Origin of the sequence: Streptomyces coffeae (genome assembly GCF_016741875.1) — a bacterium.
Classification (GTDB): Bacteria; Actinomycetota; Actinomycetes; order Streptomycetales; family Streptomycetaceae; genus Streptomyces; species Streptomyces coffeae.
Window position 1 is genome coordinate 95,895 of sequence record NZ_JAERRF010000010.1, and the last position, 25,204, is coordinate 121,098.

The 25,204-nt window shown below is 72.2% G+C and carries 21 protein-coding genes and 2 pseudogenes; 7 read left to right on the forward strand and 16 right to left on the reverse strand.

All coding sequences use genetic code 11. The features are described from left to right. From meaB to JK363_RS19105, 15 genes and pseudogenes are all read right to left on the reverse strand, one after another. The gene (gene meaB / locus JK363_RS19035; protein ID WP_201876131.1) at nucleotides 1–1,008 is read right to left on the reverse strand and encodes a methylmalonyl Co-A mutase-associated GTPase MeaB; all 1,008 of its coding nucleotides are present in this window, start codon (nucleotides 1,006–1,008) and stop codon (nucleotides 1–3) included. Nucleotides 1,009–1,012: 4 nt separating this feature from the next. After that, entirely contained in the window at nucleotides 1,013–3,241 is a 2,229-nt protein-coding gene (scpA, locus tag JK363_RS19040) for a methylmalonyl-CoA mutase (RefSeq protein ID WP_201876132.1), read from the reverse strand. Further along, nucleotides 3,241–5,133 carry a methylmalonyl-CoA mutase small subunit gene (gene mutA / locus JK363_RS19045; RefSeq protein WP_201876133.1) on the reverse strand — a complete coding sequence of 631 codons (1,893 nt, stop codon included), beginning with the start codon at nucleotides 5,131–5,133 and terminating at the stop codon, nucleotides 3,241–3,243. The genes scpA and mutA overlap by 1 nt, the downstream gene beginning before the upstream one ends. Nucleotides 5,134–5,338: 205 nt before the next feature. Next, complete coding sequence (locus tag JK363_RS19050) at nucleotides 5,339–6,550, reverse strand: cytochrome P450 family protein (protein ID WP_201876134.1); 1,212 nt, start codon at nucleotides 6,548–6,550, stop codon at nucleotides 5,339–5,341. 222 nt (nucleotides 6,551–6,772) lie between these two features. Then, nucleotides 6,773–7,957: an MAB_1171c family putative transporter gene (locus tag JK363_RS19055; RefSeq protein ID WP_201876135.1), complete on the reverse strand. Its 1,185-nt coding sequence runs from the start codon at nucleotides 7,955–7,957 to the stop codon at nucleotides 6,773–6,775. Further along, on the reverse strand, nucleotides 7,950–8,549 hold the full coding sequence (locus JK363_RS19060; RefSeq protein ID WP_236075934.1) for a hypothetical protein: 600 nt from the start codon (nucleotides 8,547–8,549) through the stop codon (nucleotides 7,950–7,952). Before JK363_RS19060 ends, JK363_RS19055 begins: the two co-directional genes overlap by 8 nt. A gap of 55 nt (nucleotides 8,550–8,604) precedes the next feature. Then, entirely contained in the window at nucleotides 8,605–9,114 is a 510-nt protein-coding gene (locus JK363_RS19065; RefSeq protein WP_201876325.1) for a helix-turn-helix domain-containing protein, read from the reverse strand. A gap of 173 nt (nucleotides 9,115–9,287) precedes the next feature. Continuing rightward, nucleotides 9,288–9,458 carry a hypothetical protein gene (locus JK363_RS19070; protein ID WP_201876137.1) on the reverse strand — a complete coding sequence of 57 codons (171 nt, stop codon included), beginning with the start codon at nucleotides 9,456–9,458 and terminating at the stop codon, nucleotides 9,288–9,290. Nucleotides 9,459–9,491: 33 nt separating this feature from the next. Further along, nucleotides 9,492–10,135, reverse strand: a pseudogene (locus JK363_RS19075) (NAD-dependent epimerase/dehydratase family protein). A gap of 72 nt (nucleotides 10,136–10,207) precedes the next feature. Then, nucleotides 10,208–10,399: pseudogene (locus tag JK363_RS19080) on the reverse strand (sugar phosphate nucleotidyltransferase); the annotation flags it as partial. A gap of 59 nt (nucleotides 10,400–10,458) precedes the next feature. Continuing rightward, nucleotides 10,459–11,505 (reverse strand): GDP-mannose 4,6-dehydratase, encoded by a 1,047-nt coding sequence (locus JK363_RS19085; RefSeq protein ID WP_201876138.1) that lies wholly within the window; start codon nucleotides 11,503–11,505, stop codon nucleotides 10,459–10,461. Between the two features lie 86 nt (nucleotides 11,506–11,591). After that, nucleotides 11,592–12,179: a hypothetical protein gene (locus JK363_RS19090; protein ID WP_201876139.1), complete on the reverse strand. Its 588-nt coding sequence runs from the start codon at nucleotides 12,177–12,179 to the stop codon at nucleotides 11,592–11,594. A 4-nt stretch (nucleotides 12,180–12,183) separates the two neighbouring features. Further along, nucleotides 12,184–12,417, reverse strand: a complete 234-nt coding sequence (locus tag JK363_RS19095) for a hypothetical protein (protein ID WP_201876349.1) — start codon at nucleotides 12,415–12,417, stop codon at nucleotides 12,184–12,186. A gap of 571 nt (nucleotides 12,418–12,988) precedes the next feature. Beyond that, the gene (locus JK363_RS19100; protein WP_201876140.1) at nucleotides 12,989–13,159 is read right to left on the reverse strand and encodes a hypothetical protein; all 171 of its coding nucleotides are present in this window, start codon (nucleotides 13,157–13,159) and stop codon (nucleotides 12,989–12,991) included. Nucleotides 13,160–13,571: 412 nt separating this feature from the next. Beyond that, a complete protein-coding gene (locus JK363_RS19105; RefSeq protein ID WP_307821785.1) occupies nucleotides 13,572–15,122 on the reverse strand; it encodes an FAD-dependent monooxygenase in 1,551 nt (516 codons plus the stop codon). 143 nt (nucleotides 15,123–15,265) lie between these two features. Between JK363_RS19105 and JK363_RS19110 the strand changes: the two genes are divergently transcribed. The 7 genes from JK363_RS19110 (at nucleotide 15,266) to JK363_RS19140 (ending at nucleotide 23,992) form a co-directional block, all read left to right on the forward strand. Further along, nucleotides 15,266–15,856, forward strand: coding sequence for a TetR/AcrR family transcriptional regulator C-terminal domain-containing protein (locus JK363_RS19110; protein ID WP_201876142.1), 591 nt, complete (start codon nucleotides 15,266–15,268; stop codon nucleotides 15,854–15,856). Nucleotides 15,857–15,947: 91 nt separating this feature from the next. Beyond that, a complete protein-coding gene (locus JK363_RS19115; RefSeq protein WP_201876143.1) occupies nucleotides 15,948–17,507 on the forward strand; it encodes a bifunctional phosphatase PAP2/diacylglycerol kinase family protein in 1,560 nt (519 codons plus the stop codon). 97 nt (nucleotides 17,508–17,604) lie between these two features. Beyond that, entirely contained in the window at nucleotides 17,605–18,753 is a 1,149-nt protein-coding gene (locus JK363_RS19120; RefSeq protein WP_201876144.1) for a DMT family transporter, read from the forward strand. Nucleotides 18,754–18,901: 148 nt separating this feature from the next. Continuing rightward, entirely contained in the window at nucleotides 18,902–20,419 is a 1,518-nt protein-coding gene (locus JK363_RS19125) for a ricin-type beta-trefoil lectin domain protein (protein WP_201876145.1), read from the forward strand. A 157-nt stretch (nucleotides 20,420–20,576) separates the two neighbouring features. Beyond that, nucleotides 20,577–21,923 carry an MFS transporter gene (locus JK363_RS19130; RefSeq protein ID WP_201876146.1) on the forward strand — a complete coding sequence of 449 codons (1,347 nt, stop codon included), beginning with the start codon at nucleotides 20,577–20,579 and terminating at the stop codon, nucleotides 21,921–21,923. Between the two features lie 30 nt (nucleotides 21,924–21,953). Then, entirely contained in the window at nucleotides 21,954–22,634 is a 681-nt protein-coding gene (locus JK363_RS19135) for a response regulator transcription factor (RefSeq protein WP_201876147.1), read from the forward strand. After that, entirely contained in the window at nucleotides 22,616–23,992 is a 1,377-nt protein-coding gene (locus JK363_RS19140; RefSeq protein ID WP_201876148.1) for a sensor histidine kinase, read from the forward strand. Before JK363_RS19135 ends, JK363_RS19140 begins: the two co-directional genes overlap by 19 nt. Here JK363_RS19140 and JK363_RS19145 read toward each other — a convergent pair. Continuing rightward, the gene (locus tag JK363_RS19145) at nucleotides 23,983–24,921 is read right to left on the reverse strand and encodes a TAXI family TRAP transporter solute-binding subunit (RefSeq protein ID WP_307821786.1); all 939 of its coding nucleotides are present in this window, start codon (nucleotides 24,919–24,921) and stop codon (nucleotides 23,983–23,985) included. The two genes, JK363_RS19140 and JK363_RS19145, sit on opposite strands and share 10 nt — an antisense overlap. Between the last annotated feature and the right edge of the window lie 283 nt (nucleotides 24,922–25,204).

A 25,204-nucleotide genomic window follows, 5' to 3' on the forward strand; every position in this document is an offset into this window, starting at 1 on the left:
TCAATGGTCGTCCGTCGTCCGGAACGCCTCAAGCAGCCGGTCCGCGGCCAGCGTCGCCGTCAGCGTGCCCTCGCGGACCTGCTGTTCCAGCAGCGGTCCCAGGCGCCGTACCTCGGAGTGTGCGTGCAGCCGGGCCAGCAGCTGGTCGCGCACCATCGACCAGGTCCAGTCGACCTGCTGGTCCCGGCGCTTGGTATCCAGTGCGCCGGTGGCCTCCAGCACCCGGCGGTGCTGCTCCAGGCGCTCCCACACCACGTCGAGACCGCTGCCCTCGCGGGCGCTGCAGGTGAGGACGGGCGGGTTCCAGGGGGCGTCCGGCGGCTGCAACAGCCGTAGCGCGCCCGCCAGTTCCCGGGCCGCGGACTTGGCGTCGCGGGCGTGCGGTCCGTCGGCCTTGTTGATGGTGACCACGTCGGCCAGCTCCAGGACGCCCTTCTTGATGCCCTGGAGCTGGTCGCCGGTGCGGGCCAGGGAGAGCAGCAGGAAGGAGTCGACCATGTTGGCCACGGCGGTCTCGGACTGGCCCACCCCGACGGTCTCCACCAGCACCACGTCATAGCCCGCGGCCTCCATGACGACCATGGACTCGCGGGTGGCGCGGGCGACCCCGCCGAGCGTTCCGGCGCTCGGCGAGGGGCGGACGAAGGCGTTCGGGTCGACGGACAGCCGCTCCATCCGGGTCTTGTCGCCCAGGATGGAGCCGCCGGTGCGGCTGGAGGACGGGTCGACGGCGAGTACCGCGACCCGGTGGCCGAGCCCGGTGAGCAGGGTGCCCAGGGCGTCGATGAAGGTGGACTTGCCCACCCCGGGCACACCGCTGATACCGACCCGCCGCGCCCCGCCGGTGTGCGGCAGCAGCTCGATCAGCAGCCGCTGGGCGAGGTCGCGGTGGTCGGGCCGGGTGGACTCGACGAGGGTGATCGCGCGGGCGATGTACGCGCGCGATCCGTCGAGCACACCCTTGGCGTAGGTGTCGATGTCGATGGACGGTCGCTTGGCCGGCCGCATGGGCCTACAGCTCGTGGCCGAGGCCGACGGCAAGCGACCTGACCAAGTCGTGGGCGGCGTCGGGGATGACCGTGCCCGGCAGGAAGACGGCGGCGGCACCGGCCTCGTGCAGGGTCTGGACGTCCTGCGGCGGAATGACCCCGCCTACGACGATGGTGATGTCCTCGCGCCCCGCCTCGGCCAGCTGCTCGCGCAGCGCGGGCACCAGGGTGAGGTGGCCGGCCGCGAGCGAGGAGACGCCGACGATGTGCACATCGGCCTCCACCGCCTGCCGGGCGACCTCCTCCGGGGTCTGGAACAGCGGGCCGACGTCCACGTCGAAGCCCAGGTCGGCGAAGGCTGTGGCGATCACCTTCTGGCCGCGGTCGTGCCCGTCCTGGCCCATCTTGGCGACCAGGATGCGGGGGCGGCGGCCCTCGGCCTCCTCGAACCTGTCGACCAGGGCGCGGGTACGGTCCACACCGGACGACAATCCGGCCTCTTCTCGGTACACACCGGAGATCGTACGGATCTGGCCGGAGTGGCGCCCGTAGACCTTCTCGAGTGCGTCGGAGATCTCGCCCACGGTGGCCTTGGCGCGGGCCGCGTCCACGGCGAGGGCCAGCAGATTGCCCTCCAGGCCGGTGCCCGGTCCGGACTCCGCGGCGGCGGTCAGCCGTCGCAGCGCGTCCTGGCACACCGCCTCGTCCCGCTCGGCGCGCAGCCGCCGCAGCTTCTCGATCTGCTGGGCGCGCACCGAGGTGTTGTCGACCTTGAGGACCTCGATCTGCTCATCACTGTCCACCCGGTACTTGTTGACGCCGATCACCGGCTGGCGGCCGGAGTCGATACGCGCCTGGGTGCGGGCCGCGGCCTCCTCCACACGCAGCTTGGGGATGCCCGCGTCGATGGCCTTGGCCATACCGCCGGCCGCCTCGACCTCCTCGATGTGCTGCCAGGCCCGCCGCGCCAGATCGTGGGTGAGCTTCTCGACGTAGGCGCTGCCGCCCCAGGGGTCGATCACCCGGCAGGTGCCCGACTCCTGCTGGAGCAGGATCTGGGTGTTGCGGGCGATACGCGCGGAGAAGTCGGTGGGCAGCGCCAGCGCCTCGTCCAGCGCGTTGGTGTGCAGCGACTGGGTGTGGCCCTGGGTGGCCGCCATCGCCTCGACACAGGTGCGCGCCACGTTGTTGAACACGTCCTGGGCGGTGAGCGACCAGCCGGAGGTCTGCGAATGGGTGCGCAGACTCAGCGACTTGGGGTTCTTGGGGTCGAACTGCTTGACCAGCTTGGCCCACAGCAGCCGGGCCGCCCGCAACTTGGCGATCTCCATGAAGAAGTTCATGCCGATGGCCCAGAAGAACGACAGCCGTGGCGCGAACGCGTCCACGTCCATCCCGGCGTCCAGTCCGGCGCGCAGATACTCCACCCCGTCGGCCAGCGTGTACGCCAGCTCCAGGTCGGCCGTGGCCCCGGCCTCCTGGATGTGGTAGCCGGAGATGGAGATGGAGTTGTAGCGGGGCATCTTCTGCGAGGTGAACGCGAAGATGTCGGAGATGATCCGCATCGACGGCTGCGGCGGATAGATGTAGGTGTTGCGGACCATGAACTCTTTGAGGATGTCGTTCTGGATGGTCCCCGCCAGCTTCTCCGGCGGCACCCCCTGCTCCTCGGCGGCCACGATGTACAGCGCGAGCACCGGCAGCACCGCGCCGTTCATCGTCATCGACACGCTCATCCGGTCCAGCGGGATGCCGTCGAAGAGCTGACGCATGTCGTAGATGGAGTCGATGGCCACGCCCGCCATGCCGACGTCGCCGGTCACCCGGGGGTGGTCGCTGTCGTAGCCGCGGTGGGTGGGCAGGTCGAACGCCACCGACAGGCCCTTCTGGCCGGCCGCGAGGTTGCGGCGGTAGAAGGCGTTGGACTCCTCGGCGGTGGAGAAGCCCGCGTACTGCCGGATCGTCCAGGGCTGGTTGACGTACATCGTCGGGTACGGGCCGCGCAGATAGGGCGCGGCGCCGGGGTAGGTGCCCAGGAAGTCCAGGTCCGTCAAGTCCTCGGCGGTGTAGAGCGGTTTGACCCCGATGCCCTCCGGGGTGTCCCACACCAGGTCCTCGACACCCTTGCCGACGTTCTCGCTCAAGCCGGCGGCCCAGTCGGCGGCTGTGGCCGTGGGCCGCTCACCGGGCGCCTCGAGTTCGACTCCCGAGAAGTCCGGAATCCTTCCGGCGTCCTGCGGACCGCCCGCCATCACGCCACCCCCATGGTGTCCAGGGCCGAGGAGAGAACCTCGACCGCGTTGCAGCCCGCGAAGACGAATCCGTCCACTCCGGCCTGCTCGTACTCATCCTGTCGATCCCCTGGCCGCCCGGCCAGATACACCTGGAGTGCGCCGGCGGCCTTCAGTCGCTCGGCGACGCCGGTGGCCTCCTCCGCGTACAGCGTGTCGCTGGAGCACAGGCACGCCACGCGGGCGCCACTGGCGGCGAAGGCGTCGGCCACGGTCCCGGCGGTCACGGTGACCGTCTCCCCAGTCGCGGTGACCGCCTCGATACCGCCCGCCTGGAAGAGGTTGGCGGCGAAGGTGGCGCGCGCGGTGTGCGCGGCCGCGGGGCCGAGCGCGGCCAGGAAGACGCGGGGCCGGATGCCCTCGGCGGCCTGGTGGGCGTCGGAGCGGGCGCGCAGCGCCTCGTACGCCTCGTCGCGGCGTACCCGGGGCAGTCCGCCGCCGGGCGGCGCGGGCGCGGTCTCGCGCTCCACGGGCTGTTCGGCGAGGTTCGGGAACTCGCTGACGCCGGTGATCGGCTCCTTGCGGCGGGCCAGATCGCGGGAGCGGCGGGCCCAGGTGTCGGCCAGCCGGTCGCGCACCAGGCCGGAGGCGAGGGCGGCGGCGAGGCCGCCGGCGCGCTCGATCTCCTGGAACCAGGCCCATCCGGCGCGGGCCACGTCGTCGGTGAGCCGCTCGATGTACCAGGAGCCGCCGCCGGGGTCGATCACCCGGGCGAGCTGCGACTCCTCGAGCAGGATGGTGGAGGTGTTGCGGGCCACGCGGAGGGCGAAGTCGTCGGGCCGGCCGAGGGCGCTGTCGAAGGGCAGCACGGTGACGGCGTCGGCGCCGCCGACCCCGGCGGCCAGGCTCGCCACGGTGGTGCGGAGCATGTTCACCCAGGGGTCCCGCCGGGTCATCATCACCGGGGAGGTCACCGCGTGCTGGCGCTGGGCGCCCGCTTCGGGGGCCGCGCCGCACACCTGGGCGACCCGGGCCCACAGCCGCCGGGCGGCGCGCAGTTTGGCGATGGTCAGGAACTGGTCGGCGGTGGCGGCGTAGCGGAACTCCAGCTCGCCGCAGGCGGCTTCGGCGCTGAGCCCGGCGTCGGTCAGCGTCCGCAGATACGCCACACCCGCGGCGAGCGAGCAGCCGAGCTCCTGGGCGGCCGAGCCACCGGCCTCGTGGTACGGCAGGCCGTCCACGGTGAGGGCCCGGACACCGGGGTAGTCGCGATGGCTGAGGGCCGCCAGCCCGGCGGTGGCGGCCAGTTGCCCCGGCAGATCCTCGTCCCGGCCGGTGCGGGCCGCCAGGCCCAGCGGGTCGGCGCCGAGGTTGCCGAGCGCCGCGTGCGACGGCACCTCACGCTCGCCGTAGAGCCGCAGCAGGGCGCGGGCGGCGGCCTCGAAGTCGGCGCCCGCGTCGAGGACGACGGGGGCGAGGTCGAGATAGACACCGTTCAGCGCCTGGGGCAGGGCGTCGACGGGCACTCCGTCCTCGCCGACCGCCAGCCACACCGAGCTGACGCCGTTCTCCAGGTCGGTCAGGACGGCCTGGTTGGTGCGGGCCGGGTCGGGGTGGGCGTGGCGCTGGCGTACGTCCCAGCCGGAGACCGTGGAGCCCTCGGGCCGTCCGCCGCGGACGAACGGGGCGAAACCGGGGAGTCCCGCGTCCTGCGGGGCGTCCTCGGCGGTGTAGAGCGGGCGGACGGAGATTCCGTCCTCGAGTGCGGTCGCAAGGGCCGCTTCGGCCTGTTCGCCTACGGCGTCCGAGGTGCCGCTTTTACGCAGCACTCCTTCGACGAGGTGGCGCCATTGGTCACGCGTCACATCCGGGAATTCGTCGGCAAGAGGAAGGCCGTCAGGCAGGACCGTCATAACGCAGGAGGCTAGTGCGATCTTCTAAAGCCAGAGCAGAGGAATCGACTGTGAGCTTGCTCTCTGTATCCAGCTCCACCGCGGGACGGCTCCGCGCGAACCGAGGCCCGCCCGGTGCGACGGGGGATGCACACCGGGCGGGCTCGATGACCTTTTTACCGCATCGGGACCGGGTTATGCATCACAAACGTGTTCGTTTTTCCGATCACCATGCGATGGGGAGCGAGATCAGGCCACGCGCACGAATCGATGGTCGCCACCGCAGCTCCTCCTTCGAAACATCGAGTCGCACCCCCGGAAAGCGGCTCAACAGGGCTTCCAGCGCCACTTCGACCTCCATCCTGGCCAGCGGGGCACCGAGGCAATAGTGGATGCCGTGACCGAAGGCAAGGTGCCCGGACCGGACAACATGTGGATTGAAGTGGTCCGGTTCCTCGAAGTGGCGAGGATCACGATTGGCGGAGGCGATGGAGAGCAGCACCGTCTCCCCCGCGGGCACGGTCACTCCGCCGATCTCGATGTCCTCGAGCGGGAAGCGGCGGATCGAGAGCGGACTCGATCCGTCATAGCGGGCGAATTCCTCGATCACGGCCGGGATCCCATCCGGTTTCTCCCGCAGCGCGCGCAGCAGTTCGGGGCGGTCGAGCAGACCGGATACAGAATTCCCGATGAGATGGACCACATTTTCGTATCCGGCGAAGAGGAGCAGAAAGGCGAGTGAGGTCAGTTCGTCCTCGCTGAGCCGGTCCGTCCCTCCGGGGCCGCCCTCGCCATCGTCGCGGACCGCGATCACAGCGGAGAGCAGATCGTCCCCGGGCTCTTCGCGCTTGGCGGCGATCAGTCCGGTGTAGAAGCGCAGCATGCTGCCGATCGCCTCCTTGGCCTGCTCCGGACGGTTCGGATCGGGGGTGATCAGGGCGTCCGACCAGGCGAGGAAGTCCTGCCGGTCGCTGTGGGGAACACCGAGGAGATCGCAGATCACCGCGATGGGGAGCGGCCCGGCGTAGTCCGCGATCAGATCGGCACGGCCGACGGACTCCATGGCGTCCAACAGTCCGTCCGCCAGCCGCCGTACCGGAGCCCGCATTGCCTCGACCCGGCCCGCGGTGAATGCCTTCACCACCAGACGGCGGACCCGGGTGTGGTCCGGCGGGTCCATGTTGAGGAGGTTGGCGTCGAGGGCGGGCGGCAGGGAGAAGCCGCGGTAGTTGCCGGGGAGGCCATTGCTCTTGTCCAGGGAGAGCCGGGGGTCGGCCAACGCCCGCCGGACATCCTCGTAGCGGGTGACCAGCCAGGCCGGGTTGCCGTCGGGTCCGGTGATCCGGTGGACCGGACCCTCCTCCCGGAGGGCGGCGCAGGTGGGGTACGGATCGGTCAGCAGCCCGGTGGTGTCGCGGGGGGTGGAGTTCGCGGTCATGTCTCCCGACCCTAGGTCGTCCGGTCCGGGTCGGGGCCACGGCGCCGTCGGGGCCGAAGTCCACGGCGCGATCCGGACGGTGGGAGACGGTGGGGAAGGTGTGTGTGGTGCGGCGCGGCGCTGGCCGGAAGGCGGCGCCGGGACTGAATCCTCCCGGCGCCGCCTGCGCCACGGGCGGCCCCGACCCCCGTCCAGGGCCACCTCGTCTTCGATCCCCCTGTGTCACCGCCGCGTTGCGGCGGTCCCCTCCCCCATCTCCGCGAGCACCTCGTCCACCAGCGGCAGCCGGTAGACATCGGCGACTCGGGCCAAGTGCTCGTGCTCGTCGGCCAGTTCGGTCCGGGTCGTCACCACCACGCTGTCCGCGGCGGCGTCCGGGAGGTGTCCACGTGCTTGATTCAGCAAACCGCGTCGGAGCGCCGCTGCTTCCACTACGGCAGCAAGTTGCCAATCGTCGAACCGTGCGGCCTGTGCCTTGACACGCGCGATCTCGAGGACATCGGCCTCCACATGACGTCGCACACCGCGCTGGACGTCACGGATCTCCGCCATCTGCCGGTTGGCCCGCCACTCCAGATCGGCCAGCGGCCACCAGGCGGTCCAGCGCGGCTGCCCCATGGCCACTTCGGGCGCCTGGGCGGTGACTTCCCGCCACAGCGGCCGCAGCCGCCGGAACCTGCGCCACGCGGAGGCGCGCGGGCCACCGGCCGGAAGGGCGAACCCGGCCAGGACGAGCAGGGCGGCGACCGAAGCGGTCAGCGGGGCCACGCCGTTGGAGAGCCAGTACAGCTCCCGGCCGGCCCAGGAGAAGACAAAGCCGATCAGCTTGCAGGCACAGTACCCCAGGCCCAGCCAGCACCCGGCGGCGAGCACCCGCAAGCCCCGGGCGAGCCAGGAGCCGCGCAGGGTCGCGGCATAGCGCGGACACAGGACGCCAAGACCCGCGAGTCCGCTTCCGAAAATGGCCAGATACAGCACCAGGAAGAGGACCACTCCGGGCTCATCGGCATAGGCGGTGCTGAAGTCCCGGGGGTGCTCCACGGCGTCCGGACGGCCGACGGCGAAGCCCGTGACCGCCACCGCCCACACCACGCCCACGGCGGCCACCACGACGCGCGGCCGGATCGCCGAGCCCGTCCAGCGCAGCAGCAGCACCAGGGCGCCGGTGGCGAACACCACCACCGAGGAGTAGAGGAGAACCATGGCCAGATTGGCCACGCCCACCAGCCGGTCGAACCAGCGGTAGACGCTGGGCGCCGAGAGCAGGAACACATTGGCCACGGCGCCGGTCATCAGACACGCGAGCCCCAGGTCGGCATTGCCGCGGTCGCGGAACCAGGCGCGGGCCTTGTATCCGGCCAGTGCCCATGCGGCGGCGCCGAAGCACAGGTACACCAGATCAAACATGGGCTCCACCACCGCCGGTGCCGGGAGCGTCCCCAGGGGGACGGGTGGTGTCCGCGTCGCGCACATGGCGCAGCGCCGGGCCGAGGGCGGCGGCCAGTTCGGCGGCCCGCCCCCGGAGCGGCAGCCCGTGGTCGTACGAGCCGGGCACCACACGCTCCATCAGCAAGGTGCCCAGGACTTCGGTTTCGCGCTCGGTGAGGTTGTCGTAGCAGTGGTGGCGGGCGAAGCCCGGGGTCATGCCGAGTCGCCGCATGGCGGTGGTGACATCGACGGACGGGGCCCACATGCGCAGCGCGTCCTCGGTGACGGCCGGGTCCTGGTCATGTCCCAGCAGCAGATGACCGATCTCGTGCAGCACGATGTGGATCTGGTGCCAGGGAGACGTCCGGAGCTCGTAGAAGATCCAGAATCCCTCGTCGGTGCTGGCCGTCATACCGGAGACCACACCGCCCAGGCTCATCGGCACCAGATGGACGGGGCGTCCGACCCGCTCGGCCACGATCGCGCACAGGCGCGGCAGATCGGTCGAGGCGGGCAGCCCGAGCTCCTTGATGAGCTGCTTGCACCGCCGTCGTATCCGGCCCACTCGCATGCCTGTACCACCCTCGATTCCGGTCCGGCACCAGGTGCGGAACAGTGACCGCACCTCACCGCAGACCACGGGATGCCTCGCCGTCCGGTTCGGCGGGCCCCTCCGGTCCCCCCGGCTCCGGCGGAAGGTTCATCTGCTGCCGGAACTGCGAGATGATGGCGGTGAGGCTGTCCTGGACCTCCGGGGGGAGGCCCACGGAGCGCAGCGCGATGCCGCGGACCCGCTTGTCGCGCATGGCGACCAGGAACCGCACCTCTTCCTCCACCCGCTCCGCCTGTGACGGCGAGAGGTCGCCGAGCAGATAACCGACGGGCACGGCGAAGAACTTGGCCAGTGCGCGCAGCAGGTCCGGGCTGGGGTTGGTGCGCTTCCCGTTGCGCAGCATCGACAGATACTGCTCGGTCAGACCCGCCTTGCCGTACTCCTCGCTTCCACTGATCTCCTCGGCGACATGGGCGTTGGTGTAGGGGGCACCCGGCGGGTGCATGGTCGCGAACAGGTAGTTGAGCCGGTCCGCCAGCCGACTGCCGGCGTCATCCGGTGACCTGTCGGCCCCGACGGCCATCCGCTCCCCCTTGTTTTTGTGGCAGTTCACGGCGGCACGCCCTCACGGTTGGTTAAGGCGAACAACGCCGCGTGGTCATCCTGCCATGGAGGTCGTATGCCGCACCAGTCCGCCCCGACCGTGCGGGAACACCTGACTTAACCGCCAGTTGGTAGGTGTCGGGTCTCCCTCCTTCAGGTCGGGTCCATGGCCGGGCACGTCCTGAAGGGGCGGTGCCGGCCGATTTCCGCCGCGGCGTCGACGTAGCCGAGCAGCGGCACACCCGCCGCGCGCAACCGTGCGGCGGTCCGGGCGAACACCGGGTCGGGGCGGCGGCCCGACCCGTCGGCCAGGTTGAGGATCACGCCGCGGCACCAGCAGCCGCCGTTGGGGTCGCGTCACAGCGCGGGTACCGCGGGCGGGTTGGCGCCGGCCGCCCACAGCCCGGCCAGTGAATCGGCGAAGGTGCGCCGGGGCTGCCAGCCGATGACCCGCCCGGCAGCGGCGATGTCAGCTTGTTGCCAGGAGACGGCGGCCGAGCGGTCCGACCCGCCGTCGCACTCCAGTCGCGCTCCTCGAGCCGCCCGCGGAAGCCGCTGACCCGCACCAGCCCCTCGGCGACCGCCCGCACCGGACGGGCCGTACCGCTGGCGATGTTGAGCACACGCGGATGCTCACCGGGGGTGGTGGCGAGCCCGGCGGCCCGCGCCACATCGCGTACGTCGACGAAGTCGCGGTGTGCGGACAGATCGCCGACCCGGACCGTGCCCTCCGGGCCTTGGGGCACCGCCCGGCGCAGTTCGGCGGCGAGCCGTCCGGGCAGCCCGGCGGTCGGTGAGCCGGGGCCCAGCGGGTTGAACACCCGCAGCACCACGCACAGGTCCGCGGCCAGCCGGGCCGGATCGGCGGTGGCCAGGTCGGCGGTCAGGTCGGCGTCCGGCGAACGGCCACCGAGCAGTACCCGCACCCCGGGCAGGGTACGCAGATGACGGGTGGTGTGCCGGCCCAGGAAACCGGTGGCACCGAGGACAAGAATGCGCACCCGCCCTCACGCTCCCTTGATCAGCAGGCCGCGGCGGGCGTCGAACTCGGCGTTGGCCCGGTCGTAGTCGGTGTAGGCGCGGATGATGTGGCCGAGATGGCCCATGGCCAGGGTGCAACTGGTGAACCCCGCCGCGGACAGCTGACGCATCACGATCTCCAGAAGGGCGTGCTGTTCGCCGATCGGGACGAGCGGCTTGGGCAACGCGGTGGTGTAGGGACGATGCCGGACGCCAATGCCGCCGGCCAGGATGACTGCGTGCAGGGTGGGTTCCTCTCCGGATTGACGGTGGGGTGGCTGGGTGGTGGCCCTGCGGTGACGGATCAGACGTTGTAGAGGTCCGTCTTGTAGCGGGCGAGGTTGGCCGGGTCGCGGAAGAAGGCGATGGTGTGTTCCAGGCCGCCCTCGAGGGTGTGCGCGGGAGCCCAGCCGGTGGCGGCGCGCAGCCGGGAGGCGTCGCACACCAGCCGCATCACCTCGGCGTCGGCGGGCCGTACCCGCTGGGCGTCCTCGCGGACGTCGAGCGGGGTGTCCATCAGCTTGCCGACGAGGGCCACCAGATCGCCGACGGAGATCTCACCGCCGGTGCCCGCGTTGAAGGTGCGGCCGACAACATCGGCGGCGGGGGCGGTGCCGACGGCGAGGAAGGCCGCCGCGGTGTCCTTGACGAAGGTGAAGTCCCGGGTGGGGCGCAGGTCGCCCAGGGTGATGGTGGTCTGTCCGGCCGCCACCTGGCCGATGACCGTCGGGATCACGGCGCGCATCGACTGGCGCGGACCGAAGGTGTTGAACGGCCGCAGGGTGACCACGGGGGTGCCGAACCCGGCGTGGTAGCTGTCGGCCAGCCGGTCCCCTCCGGCCTTGGAAGCGGCGTACGGGGACTGGGTGTTGACGGGGTGGTCCTCGGTGATCGGGACGGTCTGTGCGGTGCCGTAGATCTCGCTGGTGGAGGTGTGCACCAGACGCGGGATCTCCAAGTGGCGCACCGCCTCCAGCACGTTGAGGGTGCCGGTCACATTGGTTTCGACATAGCTGTGCGGGGCCCGGTAGGAGTACGGGATCGCGATCAGGGCGGCGAGGTGGTAGACGGCCTCGGTGCCCCGGAGGAGACCGCCCACCGAGCCCGGGTCACGGACGTCGCCGAGAACCACCTCGACATGGGCCATCACATCGTTGGGCAGCGTCTCCAGCCACCCGAAGGACGAGAAGGAGTTGTACTGGACCATGGCACGCACCCGGTGGCCGGTGGCCACCAGCGCCTCGACGAGATGCGAGCCGATGAAGCCCTCCGCGCCGGTGACGGCGACGGTGGTGCCGGGGGCGGCGGTGTTCGGGGGTGTCGCGGTGGCGGCAGAGCTGGTTTCGGACATGCGGGAACTCCCCTTCTGGTGCGGTGACATGGGATGGCGGTTGCGGTGCGGTGATGCGGTGCGGCCCGGTGACGGACAGCGCCGGGTCAGCGGTGTGTGGTCATCCGGCCGAGCAGCACGGTGGCGACCGTGGCGAGCAGGGCCACCGCCCGCACCCAGGGCGGCAGTCCGGTGGCGGGGAGGAGTGCGGCTCCGACGGCGGTCGGGAGCAGCGCCGGCGGCAGCAGACGTTCCTTGCCCCGCACCAACAGGGTGGTGGCCGCCCCGAGACAGGCCGACTGCCCGGCCGCGAAGGCCAGCGCTCCCCCGGGCGACGCGCGGTGGGCGAGGCCCTGGTTCCAGGCCCAGCCGACGAGCGCGGAGGCGGTCAGCGCACCGCTTCCGGCGGGCAGGCCCAGCGCATCGGGCGGGCCGGTGAGAAACGGCGCGCCCACGGCGTAGCCGAGTCCGGGCAGGGCGAACACCAGGCCGCGCAGCAGGAACGGGCCGGGCACCGCACGCCACGGGTCGGGGCGCGGCGGGGCCTCGGGGTAGTGGCGCGGCACCCGGGCGTACAGCTCGGCCGCGAGCTCGAAGGTGTCCCGGCGCCCGAACCGCTCCTGAACCTGATCACCTGTCAGCCCGTCCGCCTCCGGCACGGCGGCGATCTCATCGGGATGGACGGCCCTGGCCACCAACTCACCTCGGTCCGCGAGGAGTTCGTCCAGCGAGTCGCGGGCCCAGATCGACGGTGGTGCAGGGCGTGCCCGAATCCTTGAGTTCGGCGGTGATCGCCGCGGTGGCCGGGCCTTTGTCGTCCAGGACCAGGACGCGCAGGTCGATTCTCGGTGTCGGTGCGGCACTCGCGCCGATCGCCGGTGCCCTTGCGGACAGCGGGACCGCCGCGGCGCATACCGCGGCAGGCCGGGTCATCCGACCCATGGTGAACTCCCCCCAGGGGCAGCCGCGCAGGGCGCGGCGCCGACCGGTGATTGACACATGTGAACAGACCACGGTGTGGCAGGTGTTCACGCAGAGTGAATGATGAGCGATCCCCAAGAAGCGGCTTCGCCGCGGCCGGGGCTCCCCTCCCCGGTCGCTGTCGGGGCTCCCCTCCCCGACGGCCGTACCGAATCGCCGGCCGAGGACATCACCGTCCTCACCGGCCGCGCGGCCGAAGCCGAAACCGCGCAGACCATATAGTGCGGCATGTCCGGGGGGATGGACCGCCGTATCACCGTATGACCCGCCGTGGGACGGACCGACCGTGGCCGATTATCGATGTCCTGGGACACATCATCCGAGATCCGACTTCATAGATGTGAGAGACCTGTGAGGATCAGACACCCTGTGGTGACCTGTGGCGCCATTGGTCTACACCACTAGGGTGAGCTCTTCCTTCGGCCGGGTGGCTCGATGGAGCCACCCTCTTCGACCGTGCCGAATTCGGCTGAATGATGGCCGTCCGAAATGTTCGACATTGAAGCGATTGACCGCGGCGCTCTCAATCCACGCTCTGGAGGATGTGCGGCTCGGCCAGGTCGTCCTCGTAACCGGCGAGGCGGATCGGCGCGGAGCGTGCCCACACCTCCAAACTGCCCACTTCCGAGGGCTCTGCGCACCGCCCGTCATCGCCTGCGTGCGACTCGTCGCTCTGTGTCTGTTCGGGGGTCACCGCACACTCCCTGTGTCGGCTGAACCGGATCTGTCGCCAGGTTAACCAGCAAGGGAACGCTCCGCGCGTCGATTTCCACAGAGTGGACACGGAATGGACACCACCCCTCAGGGGCCGTACGTCCGGTGGCCGCGGGATGCCAATCGTGCTGAGCTGGATGCCAGGGGACCGGACACCGGACCGCCGAACGGGTGATGGGCCCCCGGGCGGGGACCCGGGGCAACAGCGACCGGCCGGCCCCTCGGCGGAGCGTGCGCGCGGCCCGACCCCGCGCTCCGGCCGCGAAGATCGACAACATCGTTCCGCGCACCGCACCACCCCCGCGGCTGCGGGTGCGGCGGACGCTACACCGCCCGGCCGGGCACCGCACGCCGGTGCCACGGCCGGGCGAACGCACGCCGGACCGGCCAGGTCAGGCCGCCCCGGGCAGCGGCGCGGCACCGCCGTCGCCGTTCCCGGCCACCGGGCGGCGGCGCCTTGTGGCCCACTCCGGTCCGTCCGCGCCGCCGTCCACCGCGTGGTGCGCCCAGGCGATATGCCCGTCCGGCCGCACCAGGACGGTAGCCAGTCCGTCCCAGCCCCGGTGGACGGTGGTCGGGCGTGCGGCCACGGTCCGGATCCGGTCCTCACCCCCGGCGAGCGCGGCGGCCGTGGCGATGCTGTCCGCTCCGGCCGCGGTGCCCATGAGGTGGAGCAGGACGAACCTCCCGTCGGCCAGCAGCGGATACAGACCCGGCTCGGGCGCCCCGTCCAGCCCCACATCGGGCGCGCGCTCGCCGACCAGCAACGCACCGCCCGGGTCGGGATAGGCGACGTCCAGCGCGGAGATCTGCCCGGCCAGCCGCCGGTTGACGTCGGGGTGGTCGGCCAGGATCCCGCTGAGGACACTGCGCAGCGCCGGGGTGTCCGCGGTGTGGGCGGTGCCGATGACCGTCTGGGCCCGGGTGTTCTCCAGCAGGGCGGCGCCGACCGGGTGCCGTTCGTCGTGGTAGGTGTCCAACAGCGCGGCGGGGGCGCGGCCATGGCATACGGAGGCCAGTTTCCATCCCAGGTTGAAGGCGTCCTGGACACCCACGTTGAGCCCCTGCCCGCCGAACGGCATATGCATATGCGCCGCGTCCCCGGCGAGCAGCACCCGCCCTTCGCGGTAACGGGCGGCCTGCCGCGCCGCGTTGCCGAAGCGCGACAGCCACCGGGGCGTATGCATCCCGAAGTCGGTGCCCGCCACCTCGCGCACGGCGGTGCGCAACTCTTCGAGGGTGAAGGGCTGCGAGGAGGGAGCGGCGGAGGTTCCCCGGGTGGAACCGACGATGCGGTGGTATCCGGCCGCCAGCGGGACGACCATGATGCCGCCGTGGGCGTTGTCGTACGAGGGCGCGCCCTCCGCCGGCGGCGGCGCGTCGAGCAGGACGTCGCCGAGGAAGCCGGTGAGGGTGGTCGGGGTGCCGGGGAAGTCGATGCCCGCCGAGGATCGCACCGTGCTCCCGGCGCCGTCGCAGCCCACCACCCAGGCCGCCCGCAGGGTGCCGGTCCCGTCCGGGCCCGCCACCTCCACCTCGGCGCCGGCGCCGTCAGCGTACTGGCGCACCGCGAGCACCCGGTGGCTCCACCTGACCTCTCCGCCCAGCTCCCGCAGCCGCTCCTCCAGCAGCTGTTCGGTCCGCAGCTGAGGAAGGATCAGGGTGTAGGGGAAGCGGGTGTCGAGCACGGAGAGGTCCAGCCGGGTGGGCAGCCCCGCGTAGTGGGCGACGGGGAGCGGGGCGCCCTCGGCGGTGAACCGCTCGGCGATCCCGCGCAGGGCGAACACTTCCAGCGTGCGCGGATGGAGCGTGAGCGCCTTGGAGTGCGGGCTGCGCTCGGCCGCGCGCTCGACGACGGTGACGGGCACCCCCGCGAGCCGTAGTTCGGTGGCGAGCAGCAGTCCGGTCGGCCCGGCCCCGACCACCACAACATGATCCACCACAGCGTCTCCTTCGGTTCTGTTGTCACTTCTCATCGCAGGGCTGATACGCCGGTGCGCCAGAACCGCTCTTGATCCTGGATCAACAGCGCCTCCTCAGTAGACTTGATCCCGGATCAAGAAGCAAGTGGAGGGAGACGGGGCACATGGGCCTGGACCGCACGGCCGTGGTGACGGCGGCGCTGGAGCTGCTGGACGAGACAGGGCTGGACAAGCTCACGATGCGCAAGGTGGCCGAGCGGCTGGGCGTCCAGCTCAACACCGTGTACTGGCACGCCTCCAGCAAGCCGCGGCTGCTGGAGCTGATGGCCGACGTGATGCTCCACGGCTGTGCGGACGACCCGCTTCCGGAGCCCTGGGAGGAGCGGGCCCGCACCCTGGCCGACCGCTATCGCGCGGCGCTGCTCGCCCGCCGGGACGGGGCGCGGGTGGTGGCCGGTACCGATGTGGCCGAGGACAACACCCTCCGCTTCGCCGACGCGCTGACGGGCGCGTTCCTGGCCGGGGGCCACAGTCCGGCGGAGGCGGCGTGGCGGACCTGGGCGCTGGTGTACTTCACCCTCGGTCTGGTCCAGGAGGAACAGGCCGCCGGCCGCACCGGAAGCCCGGAGCGGCTGCGGAGCGCGGCCACCGCCGAGCGCTATCCCGCGCTCGCCGCGGCCGTTCCGCACTTCGGCGACTTCGAGGACCGCTTCGGACACGGCGCCGATCTCATCGTCAGCGGCCGGACCCGGTAGGCCGGACCCGGCAGCCCGCCCGACGGTGGGTCCGGTCACGCGCGGAGACCGATCGCGCGTGCCGACGGCGGTTCCGGGATACCCATGACGCATGAGACACATCAGCGAACTCGACCGCCGGTTGTTCGCCCGGGTCGCGGCCGGACGGCTGCGTGGCGCGCACCCCACACTGCCCCGGCTCAGCCGGGCGGCCGACCACGGACGGCTGTGGTTCGGTACCGCCGGTGTGCTGGCGGCGGTCGGCGGACGCACCGCGCGGCGGGCCGCGCTGCGCGGGGTCGGCTCGCTCGCCGCGGCATCGCTGGCCTCGAACCTGGTGGTCAAGTGGACCGTGGACCGGCGCCGTCCGGTGCTGGACAGCGTCCCCCTGGTGCGGCGGCTGCGCAAGCAGCCGTGGACGAGTTCCTTCCCCTCGGGCCACTCGGCCTCGGCCGCCGCGTTCGCCACCGGAGTGGCGCTCGAGTCCTCCCGGTACGGCATGCTGGTCGCCCCGCTGGCCGCCGCGGTCGCCGCCTCCCGGGTGTACGTGGGCGTGCACTACCCGAGCGATGTGCTGGCGGGTCTCGCGATCGGGGTCGGCGCCGCCGTGTTCTCCTGCCGCTACTGGCCGCCGCGCCCCGAGATCCCGGCGCAGGCCCGGCCCCGGGTCTCCGCCCCCGCGCTGCCCAAGGGCGGGGGGCTGGTCCTCCTGGTCAACCAGCGGGCGGGCGCGGCCTCCGCGGCGGGCGGGCTCTCCGTGGCCGATCAGCTGCGGGTGCTGCTGCCCGCCGCCGAGATCCTGGAGTGCGGCCCCGAGGACCACTTCCTGACACTGCTCCAGCAGGCCGGGCGGCGGGCCGCCGAGCGGGCCGGGGCACTGGGCATCTGCGGTGGCGACGGCAGTGTCAGCGCGGCGGCCACGCTCGCCGCCGAGCGCGGACTGCCCCTGGCGGTGTTCGCGGGCGGCACCCTGGACCACTTCGCTCTGGACGTGGGGGTACCGGCGTTCGAGGACACCGCGCACGCGGTGACCGAGGGCGACGCCGTGGCCGTGGACCTCGCCCGCGCCACACCGCTCACCGGCGAGGGCGAGAGCCAGCACTTCGTCAACACCTTCAGCATCGGCTTCTACCCCGAGCTGGTGCGGATCCGGGAGAGCCTCCAGGACCGGCTGGGCAAATGGCCCGCCGCCGCCGTCGCGCTCACCCGGGTACTGCGTACCGCGGAGCCGATGGAGATCGAGGTCAATGGGCACAAGCGACGGCTGTGGGTGCTGTTCGTCGGCAACGGCGGCTACTCCCCCGACGGGTTCGCGCCCGCCTACCGCGATCAGCTCGACGACGGGCTGCTGGACGTCCGGGCGATCGACGGGGACCAACGGCTGGCCCGTACCCGGCTGCTGATCGCCGCGCTCACCGGCACCCTGGGACGCTCCCACGTCTACTCCACGAGCCGGATGCGCACGCTGCGGTTGTCGGGTCTGGACGATGTGAACTCCCTCGCCTACGACGGCGAGGTGACCGCCGCCCCCGCCGACGCGCTGCTCCTGGACAAGCGGCCCGGGGCACTCACCGTCTACCGCCCCGCCGAACCGCAGAACGAACTCCTCCAAAGGGCCCGCACGGCGGCCGCGCAAGCCCCCCACTGGTGGCGGTCCGTACTACGCAAGTAGTACATGGAATTCGGTGCTCTAGGACGACGACGGAGCGGACTCCACCCGCCAAGGTGGAGGGTATGGACGACGACCGATCGGCCCAGGGGGCCACGACGTGACCTCCCTTGCGCTGTCTGTGCTGCTGGCCCTGGCCTCCGCGGTGTGCTACGCCGCCGGAGCCATACTCCAGGAGCATGTCGCGGCCACGACGCCGCGTTACCCCTCCGCACCCCTGCGGCGCGGGAGTTGGTGGGCCGCGGTGACCCTGAACGGGACGGGTGCGGTCCTCCATGTGATCGCCCTGGCCTACGGGCCGTTGAGCGTGGTGCAGCCACTGGGCGCCCTCACCATCGTCTTCGCGTTGCCGATGGCGGCCCTGTTCGTACGCCGCCGGGTGGGGGCCGCGGGCTGGCGGGGCGCGGTGCTGGCGACCGTCGGGCTGGCCGGGCTGCTCTCACTGACCGGTCCCTCGCGGGCGCAGGCGCTGGCCGACCAGGAGCGGATCACCGTGACCGTGGTGACGGTCGGCGCCATCGCGCTGCTGGCCGGGACCGCGCGGTGGATCAGGCTGCCCGGTGTCCGCAGTGTGCTGCTGGCCACGGCGGCGGGCACGGCCTTCGGCATCTCCTCGGTGTTCACCAAGAACGTTGCGATGGAGTGGAATTGGGACGCACTGGGCGACGCCCTGCCCAGCTTCCTCATGATCGGTCTGCTGGCGTCGGGCGGGGTGCTGCTGTCCCAGGCGTCCTACCGTGGCGCCGGGCTGGCGTCGCCGCTGGCGACGGCGACCGTGGTCAATCCGGTGGTCGCCACGGCCGTGGGCATCACCGCACTGGGCGAGCACTTCCGGTTCGGTACGCCGGGCACCCTGCTGGCCCTGGTGGCGGCGGTCGTCGCGAGCGCCGGTCTGGTGATGCTGACGGTGCACGGCGCGGAGGCGGAAGCGGAACGGGCCGGGCAGACCGGGGCAGTTGGTACGTCCGAGGTGACCGGGGAGCCTGTGGCAGCCGAGCTGACGGACACGGTGGAGACGGACGGGACCACCGAAGGCGTACGGACCGCCGAACCGGTCGGGGCGGCCGAGGACACCACAGCGGTCGGGACGGCCGACCCGGCCCTGGCGATCGGGGCCGTCGGGGCGCCCGGCACTCCCGGTGTCCCGCTCCGCCTCACGCACCGGATCCCCCATCAGTCCTCCGGTGAGCAGGGCGGGTCGGCGGGCCGACCGGACTGCGGTCAGGCCATGCTCCAGCCGCACGGCTGAGGCGGCACGGGGTTGGTCTGGTCCGGTTGTGTTGCGTTCCGCGCAATTTCGTGAGGTTACCGGCAGACACACTGTTGATCACCGTGGCCATCGATCACGATGAGGGCGCCCCCACACTGCCCGTGATCGATGCATCCGGTGATCCCCCTTGCCCTCATCCGAACACCCCCCTGCCTACGCCGAGTTGTCCGACGCCCGGCTCGTCGAGTTCATCCGGGCCGGTGCGCCCTCACCCCATCCGGCGGCGCAGGAGCTGCGCCGCCGCCATCTGCCCCGGGTGCTGGACTACGCCCGCCTCTGTGCCCGTGACGAGTGGTCGGCCGAGCAACTGGCCGCGAGAGCCTTCACGTTGGCGTTACGCCAGATCTTCCAGACCGAGGAACCCGGCGCTCCATGGCGCCACCGGATGCTGACCCTGGTCCACGAGGCCGCCGCCGACTGGGCCACCAGCCGCTCCCGCGACCGGCTCGATGCCGCGTACGCGGCCCACCTCGACGCAGGCAGCGGCAGTGAGCCCGACCGCTTCCCCCTGGTGCGTGGTTTCGCCGCGCTCCCGCCCGCCACCCGGACCCTGCTGTGGCACACCCTGGTCGAGGGGGAATCCGACACCACGGTGGCCCGGTACACCGGACGGCGGCCCGCGGACCTTCCACGCCTGACCGACCGGGCCCGGGAGACCTACCGCGAGCTGTGTCTGCGCAGCTATCTGGAGCGCGACGCCGACGAGGAGTGCCGGGGCTTCGGACGGATCCTGGAGGTGGCCGCCCGCCGCGCGGACACCCCGCACACCACGGAGCTCCCCGACCATCTCACGGACTGTTCCGGCTGTGCCGCCGTGCTCTCGGGCCTGGTCGAGCTGGAGAAGCGACCCCGCCCGCTGGTGGCCGCCGCTCTGCTCGGGTGGGCCGCGGAGCGCTATCTCCCGGACACCCCGGCTTCCGCCACCACCGCCCTGGTCCCGGTGGCCACCGGGACCGTGGAGCCGGCGCGGTCCGCGGCCCCGCCGTCCGCCCCGGCCCGGCGGGTGTTCCAGCCCCCGTTCACCCGCGCCGCCTCGCTGGTCCTGTCCAGCGCAGTGGTCATGGTGGCGGCCATCACCGGGATCGCCGCCGCCACCCAGGGCAACGGGGACGCGGGGCGGGCCCGGGGCGCCGCGACCGCCACCCCGTTCCCGTCGGCCCCGGCCTCCTCCCCGTCCGCATCCGCGTCGCCGAGCCCCAGCCGGACACCCTCGACGGCTCCCCCGTCCGACGCCACGGCCGAACCTCCCTCGCCCACCCCGACCGGCCCCTTCACGACCGTGGTCAACGCGGCGACGGGACAGTGTCTGGATGTCCAGGGAGCGTTCTTCAACGGTGCCGACGTCATCACCGGGGCCTGCCGCCCCGGCGCCGCCACCCAGAAGTGGCGGCTCGACCCGGATGGGCTGCTGCGCAACAGCGCCAACCCCGGCTTCTGCCTGGACACCCGGGGTCGGATCACCAAGGGCATCGGCCTCCGGACCTGCGAACGCACCCTCGACCTGCTGTTCTTCTTCGACGAGCGGGGGCGGCTGCGCCCCCAGCTCGCCTCCGACCACGCCGTCGTCCCCAGCGACAAGGCGGCCGGTTTTCTCTCCTACGCCCCGCTCACCACCGACACCAGGCAGCGCTGGAGCAGCGGCTAGACGGGCCCCAGGACCCTCCGGCGAGGCGGCCCCCAGTGTTAACCGGACGTTAGCTCTCGGTGCCGGAGCTGTACCCCGCGGCCGCCTCGGCCGACGCTACGAGCGGCGGCGTCGCCCATCCCCGGGCCCCGCCGGACACCGCTCACCAGGAGGCCCTATGTCCGACAGCGCTCCCCGGCAGCATGCCCGCACACCCTGGCGTGCCGTCATCGGCGGTTCGATCGGAAATCTCGTCGAGTGGTTCGACTGGTTCGTCTACGCCAGCTTCGCCACCTACTTCGCCGGTGCCTTCTTCCCCCAAGGCAATGAGACCGCCCAACTCCTCAACACCGCCGGCATCTTCGCCGTCGGCTTCTTCATGCGCCCCGTCGGCGGCTGGCTGCTGGGCCGGTTCGCCGACCGGCGCGGACGCAAGGCCGCGCTGACCCTCACCGTGACGCTGATGTCGGCCAGCGCCCTGCTCATCGCTGTCGCGCCCACCTACGACCAGGTCGGCTACTTCGGCGCGGGGGTGCTGCTGGTGGCCCGGCTGCTGCAAGGGCTGTCGGTCGGCGGTGAGTACGCGGCCAGCGCCACGTATCTGACCGAGGCGTCCCAGCCCGGCCGCCGGGGCTTCGTCTCCAGCTTCCAGTACGTGTCGATGACCATGGGACAGCTGATCGGCCTCGGCCTCCAGATCGTGCTCCAGCGCACCATGTCCGAGGACGCGCTGAACTCCTGGGGCTGGCGCATCCCGTTCATCGTCGGCGCCGTGGCCGCGGCCGTGGTCTTCTGGCTGCGGCGCAATCTGCTGGAGACCGACGCGTACGCCGAGGAGGACACCCACCGGAGCAGCGAGCACCGCGGGACCATCCGCGAGCTGCTGCGCCACCGCAAGGAGGCCGCGCTGGTCATCGCGCTGACCATGGGTGGCACGGTCGCGTACTACACCTACACGACCTATCTCACCAAGTACCTGTCGAACACCGCCGGGCTGAGCAAGTCCACCGCCTCGCTGGTGAGCTTCTGTGCCCTGTTTCTGTTCATGCTGCTTCAGCCGGTGGCCGGGGCGCTCTCGGACCGGATCGGCCGACGGCCACTGCTGATCAGTTTTGGGATCGGTTCGATGGTGGGCACCGTTCCGCTGATGACCGCGCTGTCGCACACCGACACCTTCGGCGGCGCGCTGCTGCTGTCACTGGTGGCGCTGGTCATCATCACCGGCTACACCTCCATCAACGCCGTGGTGAAGGCCGAGCTCTTCCCCACCCATGTCCGGGCCCTCGGCGTGGCCCTGCCGTACGCGCTGGCCAACGCGATGTTCGGGGGCACCGCGGAGTATGTGGCGCTGTGGTTCAAGCAGAGCGGGATGGAGTCCGGTTTCTACTGGTATGTCTCGGCTTGTGCCGCTGTCTCGCTCATCGTCTACCTGACCATGCGGGAAACCCGGGACACCATGCTCACCCGGGGCCGGACCGACGACCCTACGATCGCCTCCGGGAAGCCACAGACAACCTCTGTGTGACCCCCCGGCCCGGCGCTTACCCTTACGCCCATGCACGTTCTCCTGGTCGAAGACGACAACCGGCTGGCGGCCGCCCTGACCGCCGCGCTGGCCCGTCTGGGCCACCAGGTCGTCCGCGCCGGACGCGCGGATGACGCACTGCGACTCAAGGACGGAGCCGACTTCGTCCTGCTCGACCTCGGACTGCCCGATATGGACGGACTGGAGGCGCTGCGCAGGCTGCGCCGCGCCTCCGCCGTCCCGGTCATCGTGGTCACCGCCCGCTCCGAGGAGCGGGACGTGCTGCGGGGGCTGCGCGGCGGGGCCGACGACTATCTGGTCAAACCGTTCCGCACCGCCGAGCTGATCGCCCGCATGGAGGCGGTGATCCGACGCGGTACCCGGCCACTCACCGCCGCGGGCCCGGTGGTGGCGGCGGACGGTGTCCGTATCGATCTGGCCACCCGGCGGCTGGAGGTGGACGGCAGGCCCGTCACCCTCACCCGCCGGGAGTTCGACGTCCTGGCCCTGCTCGCCCGTGAACCCGGAGTGGTCCGCAGCCGCGAGGAGATCCTCGACGAGGTGTGGGGCGATCTGCTGCTGTCCGCGTCCCGGTCCCTTGATGTGCACATTGCCGGGATCCGCGCCAAGACCGGCCGCCCGGGGCTGGTGGAGACGCTGCGCGGCACCGGCTACCGGCTGGGAACCGGCACATGCACCTCCGGATCCTGACCGTCTACACCGTCCTGATCGCCTGCCTGGTGATGGCGCTCGCGGTGCCGTTCTCCCTGGCGTACTCCTCGCACCGCACCGGGAAGCTGCTGCTGGAGCGGCGAGCGGACGCCACCCGCTTCGCGGAACTGGCCGACCAGGCGATCCGCGACGGCGACACCGCCGGGCTGGCCCAGGAGGTGTCCCGCTACCACGCGCTGTACGGCACCGCCGTGGAGATCCGCGACCGGGACGGCGCGCGAGTCGCGGGCGGCGGCGCCTGGGACCGCGGCCAGGCCGAACGGGCGATGTCCGGCCGCACCACGGGCAGCCTGCCGCTGATCACCCCGTTCGGCCCGGATTCGGCGGTGGTCGCCGAGCCGGTCGGCCGGGACGCCCAGGTCTTCGGGGTGGTGGTGATGCGGGCGTCCACGAACGCGGCCCGGCGGGACGTCACCCTGGTCTGGGCCGCGGTGGCGGCGGGCTCGGTGGTCGCGGTGCTCTGCGCGCTGATCGCGGCGCGACGGCTGGCCCGGTGGATCCTCCATCCGGTGACCGAACTGGATATCACCACCCGCGCGATCGCCGAGGGCCGGATGGACGCCCGGATCGCGGCGGTCGAGCGGGGCCCGGCCGAGCTGCGGCTGCTGGAGCTGCGGTTCAACGCCATGGCCGACGCGGTCTCGGCCGCCCTCGAGCGGCAGCGCGCCTTTGTCGCGGACGCCTCGCACGAGCTGCGCACCCCGCTGACCGTGCTGTCGCTGCGGCTGGAGAACCTGGAGCCGCATCTGAAGAAGACCGGCGACGAGGAGTTCGGCGAGGCCCTCGCCGAGGTCGACCGGCTGGCCCAGCTGCTGGAGGACCTGCTGGAGCTGGCCCGGGTGGAAGCGGGCGCCACGGCGCCCGAACCGATCGCGCCCGCGGCGCTCGCCACCCGGCTGACCACCTGGCGCGAGGTGTACGCGGCGCGGGAGCTGACGCTCGCGGTGGACATCGACGGCGGCGCGGCGGGCGAGGAGACCTCGCTGCCCACGGCGGCCGGGCGGATCGCCGACATCGCGCTGGACAACGCGGCGAAGTTCGTACCGCCGGGCGGCACCGTGACCGTCTCCCTGAACGCCGGGGCGCTCCGGATCGCCGACGACGGCCCCGGGCTCGCACCGGAGCACCTGGCGGCGGCGTCCGGCCGCTTCTGGCGCTCCCCCGGCCACGGAAACATCCCCGGCAGCGGTCTGGGGCTGGCGATCGCCGCCGAGCTGGCCCGCGCGGCGGGCTGCACGCTGGTGCTGCGGCCCGCGGAGCCGCACGGGCTGGTGGTCGAGCTGCGGCTGCCCGACGACGCACCCGGCCCGCTCCCGGGCCCCCGCCCTCAGCCGTAGACCTCGCGGTAGTACGCCGCCGCGCCCCGGTGCAGCGGAACGGTGCCGGTGCCGATGGCGTACCGCTCGTCGAGACGGCTGCCGGGCGCGTCCGGCACCGGCAGCCGGTCCCGCCGCTCGAACAGCACGGCGGTGACGGCGCGGGCCGTGGCCGTCGCGAAATCGGAGCGGCAGACGAGATAGCTGGGCGTGCCCACGGTGGCGGTCGGGCCGTGCAGCCCGTAGATCCCGGCGGGGATGGACGCGCTCTGGTAGACGGCCCCGTGGCTGCGGCGGAGCGGCGCCACCAGGCCCTCGAGCGGGATGAGCCGCACGGGTCGGCGCTTGGCGAGCTGGGCGATGGTCCGGGTCGGCGCGCCACCGGACCAGAAGAACGCGTCCACCTCGGCCACCGCGAGCGCGTCGGCGGATTCGCCGAGCCCGAGCCATACCGTCCGGACGGTGCGCACCCCGGCCGTCTCGAGCACCCGGGCCGCGGTCACCGAGGTACCGGACTCGGCGGCGCCGAGGGAGACGGTCCGCCCGGTGAGGTCGGAGGGACGCCGGATCGACGAGTCCGCGGGCACCACCAGATGCAGATAGTTGAGGTACAGCCGGGCGAGCGCGGCGACCGGCACCGGCTGCCGGAAGGGGCCCCGGCCCTTGGCGGCGTCGGCCGCGCTGTCCGCGAGGGAGAGCGCCATGTCAGCACGCCCGTCGCCGAGCATCCGGAGGTTCTCCACGCTCGCCGCGGTGGTGAGCACCCGGACGTCGATCTGCGGATGCGCCGCGTGCACCTCGTCCGCCAGCCGACCGCCGAAGATCTTGTACGGCCCGCCCTGCGGCCCGGTGGCCAGCCTGACCCGGCCGGACGGCCCGGCATCCTCGCACCCGACCAGCCCGACCGCCGCAAGAGCCACGAACACCCGGCGGGAAACGGCCTGCACCACCCGCCGATGCTAACCCGTACGGCGCTGCGCGCCGCACGGGTGGGATGGGGGCAGCCGAGGGGGCGTGGCTGCCGGGGCCCGGCGGGGCGGATGCGCGCGCCCAACGGGCAGACACCGACGATCACGTGCACGGGCTCCGAAGCCCGCTGCCGGGTCTTACGGGCCCAAGGCGCGCGGGTGCCGCTCCCGGCAGCCCCGAGCCCGGGTCGGCGCGACCAGCGGAGCTACCGGGGACGCGTGGCGCGCCCCGCGTGCTCAACGGTCGGACGGACAGCTGCGCGGG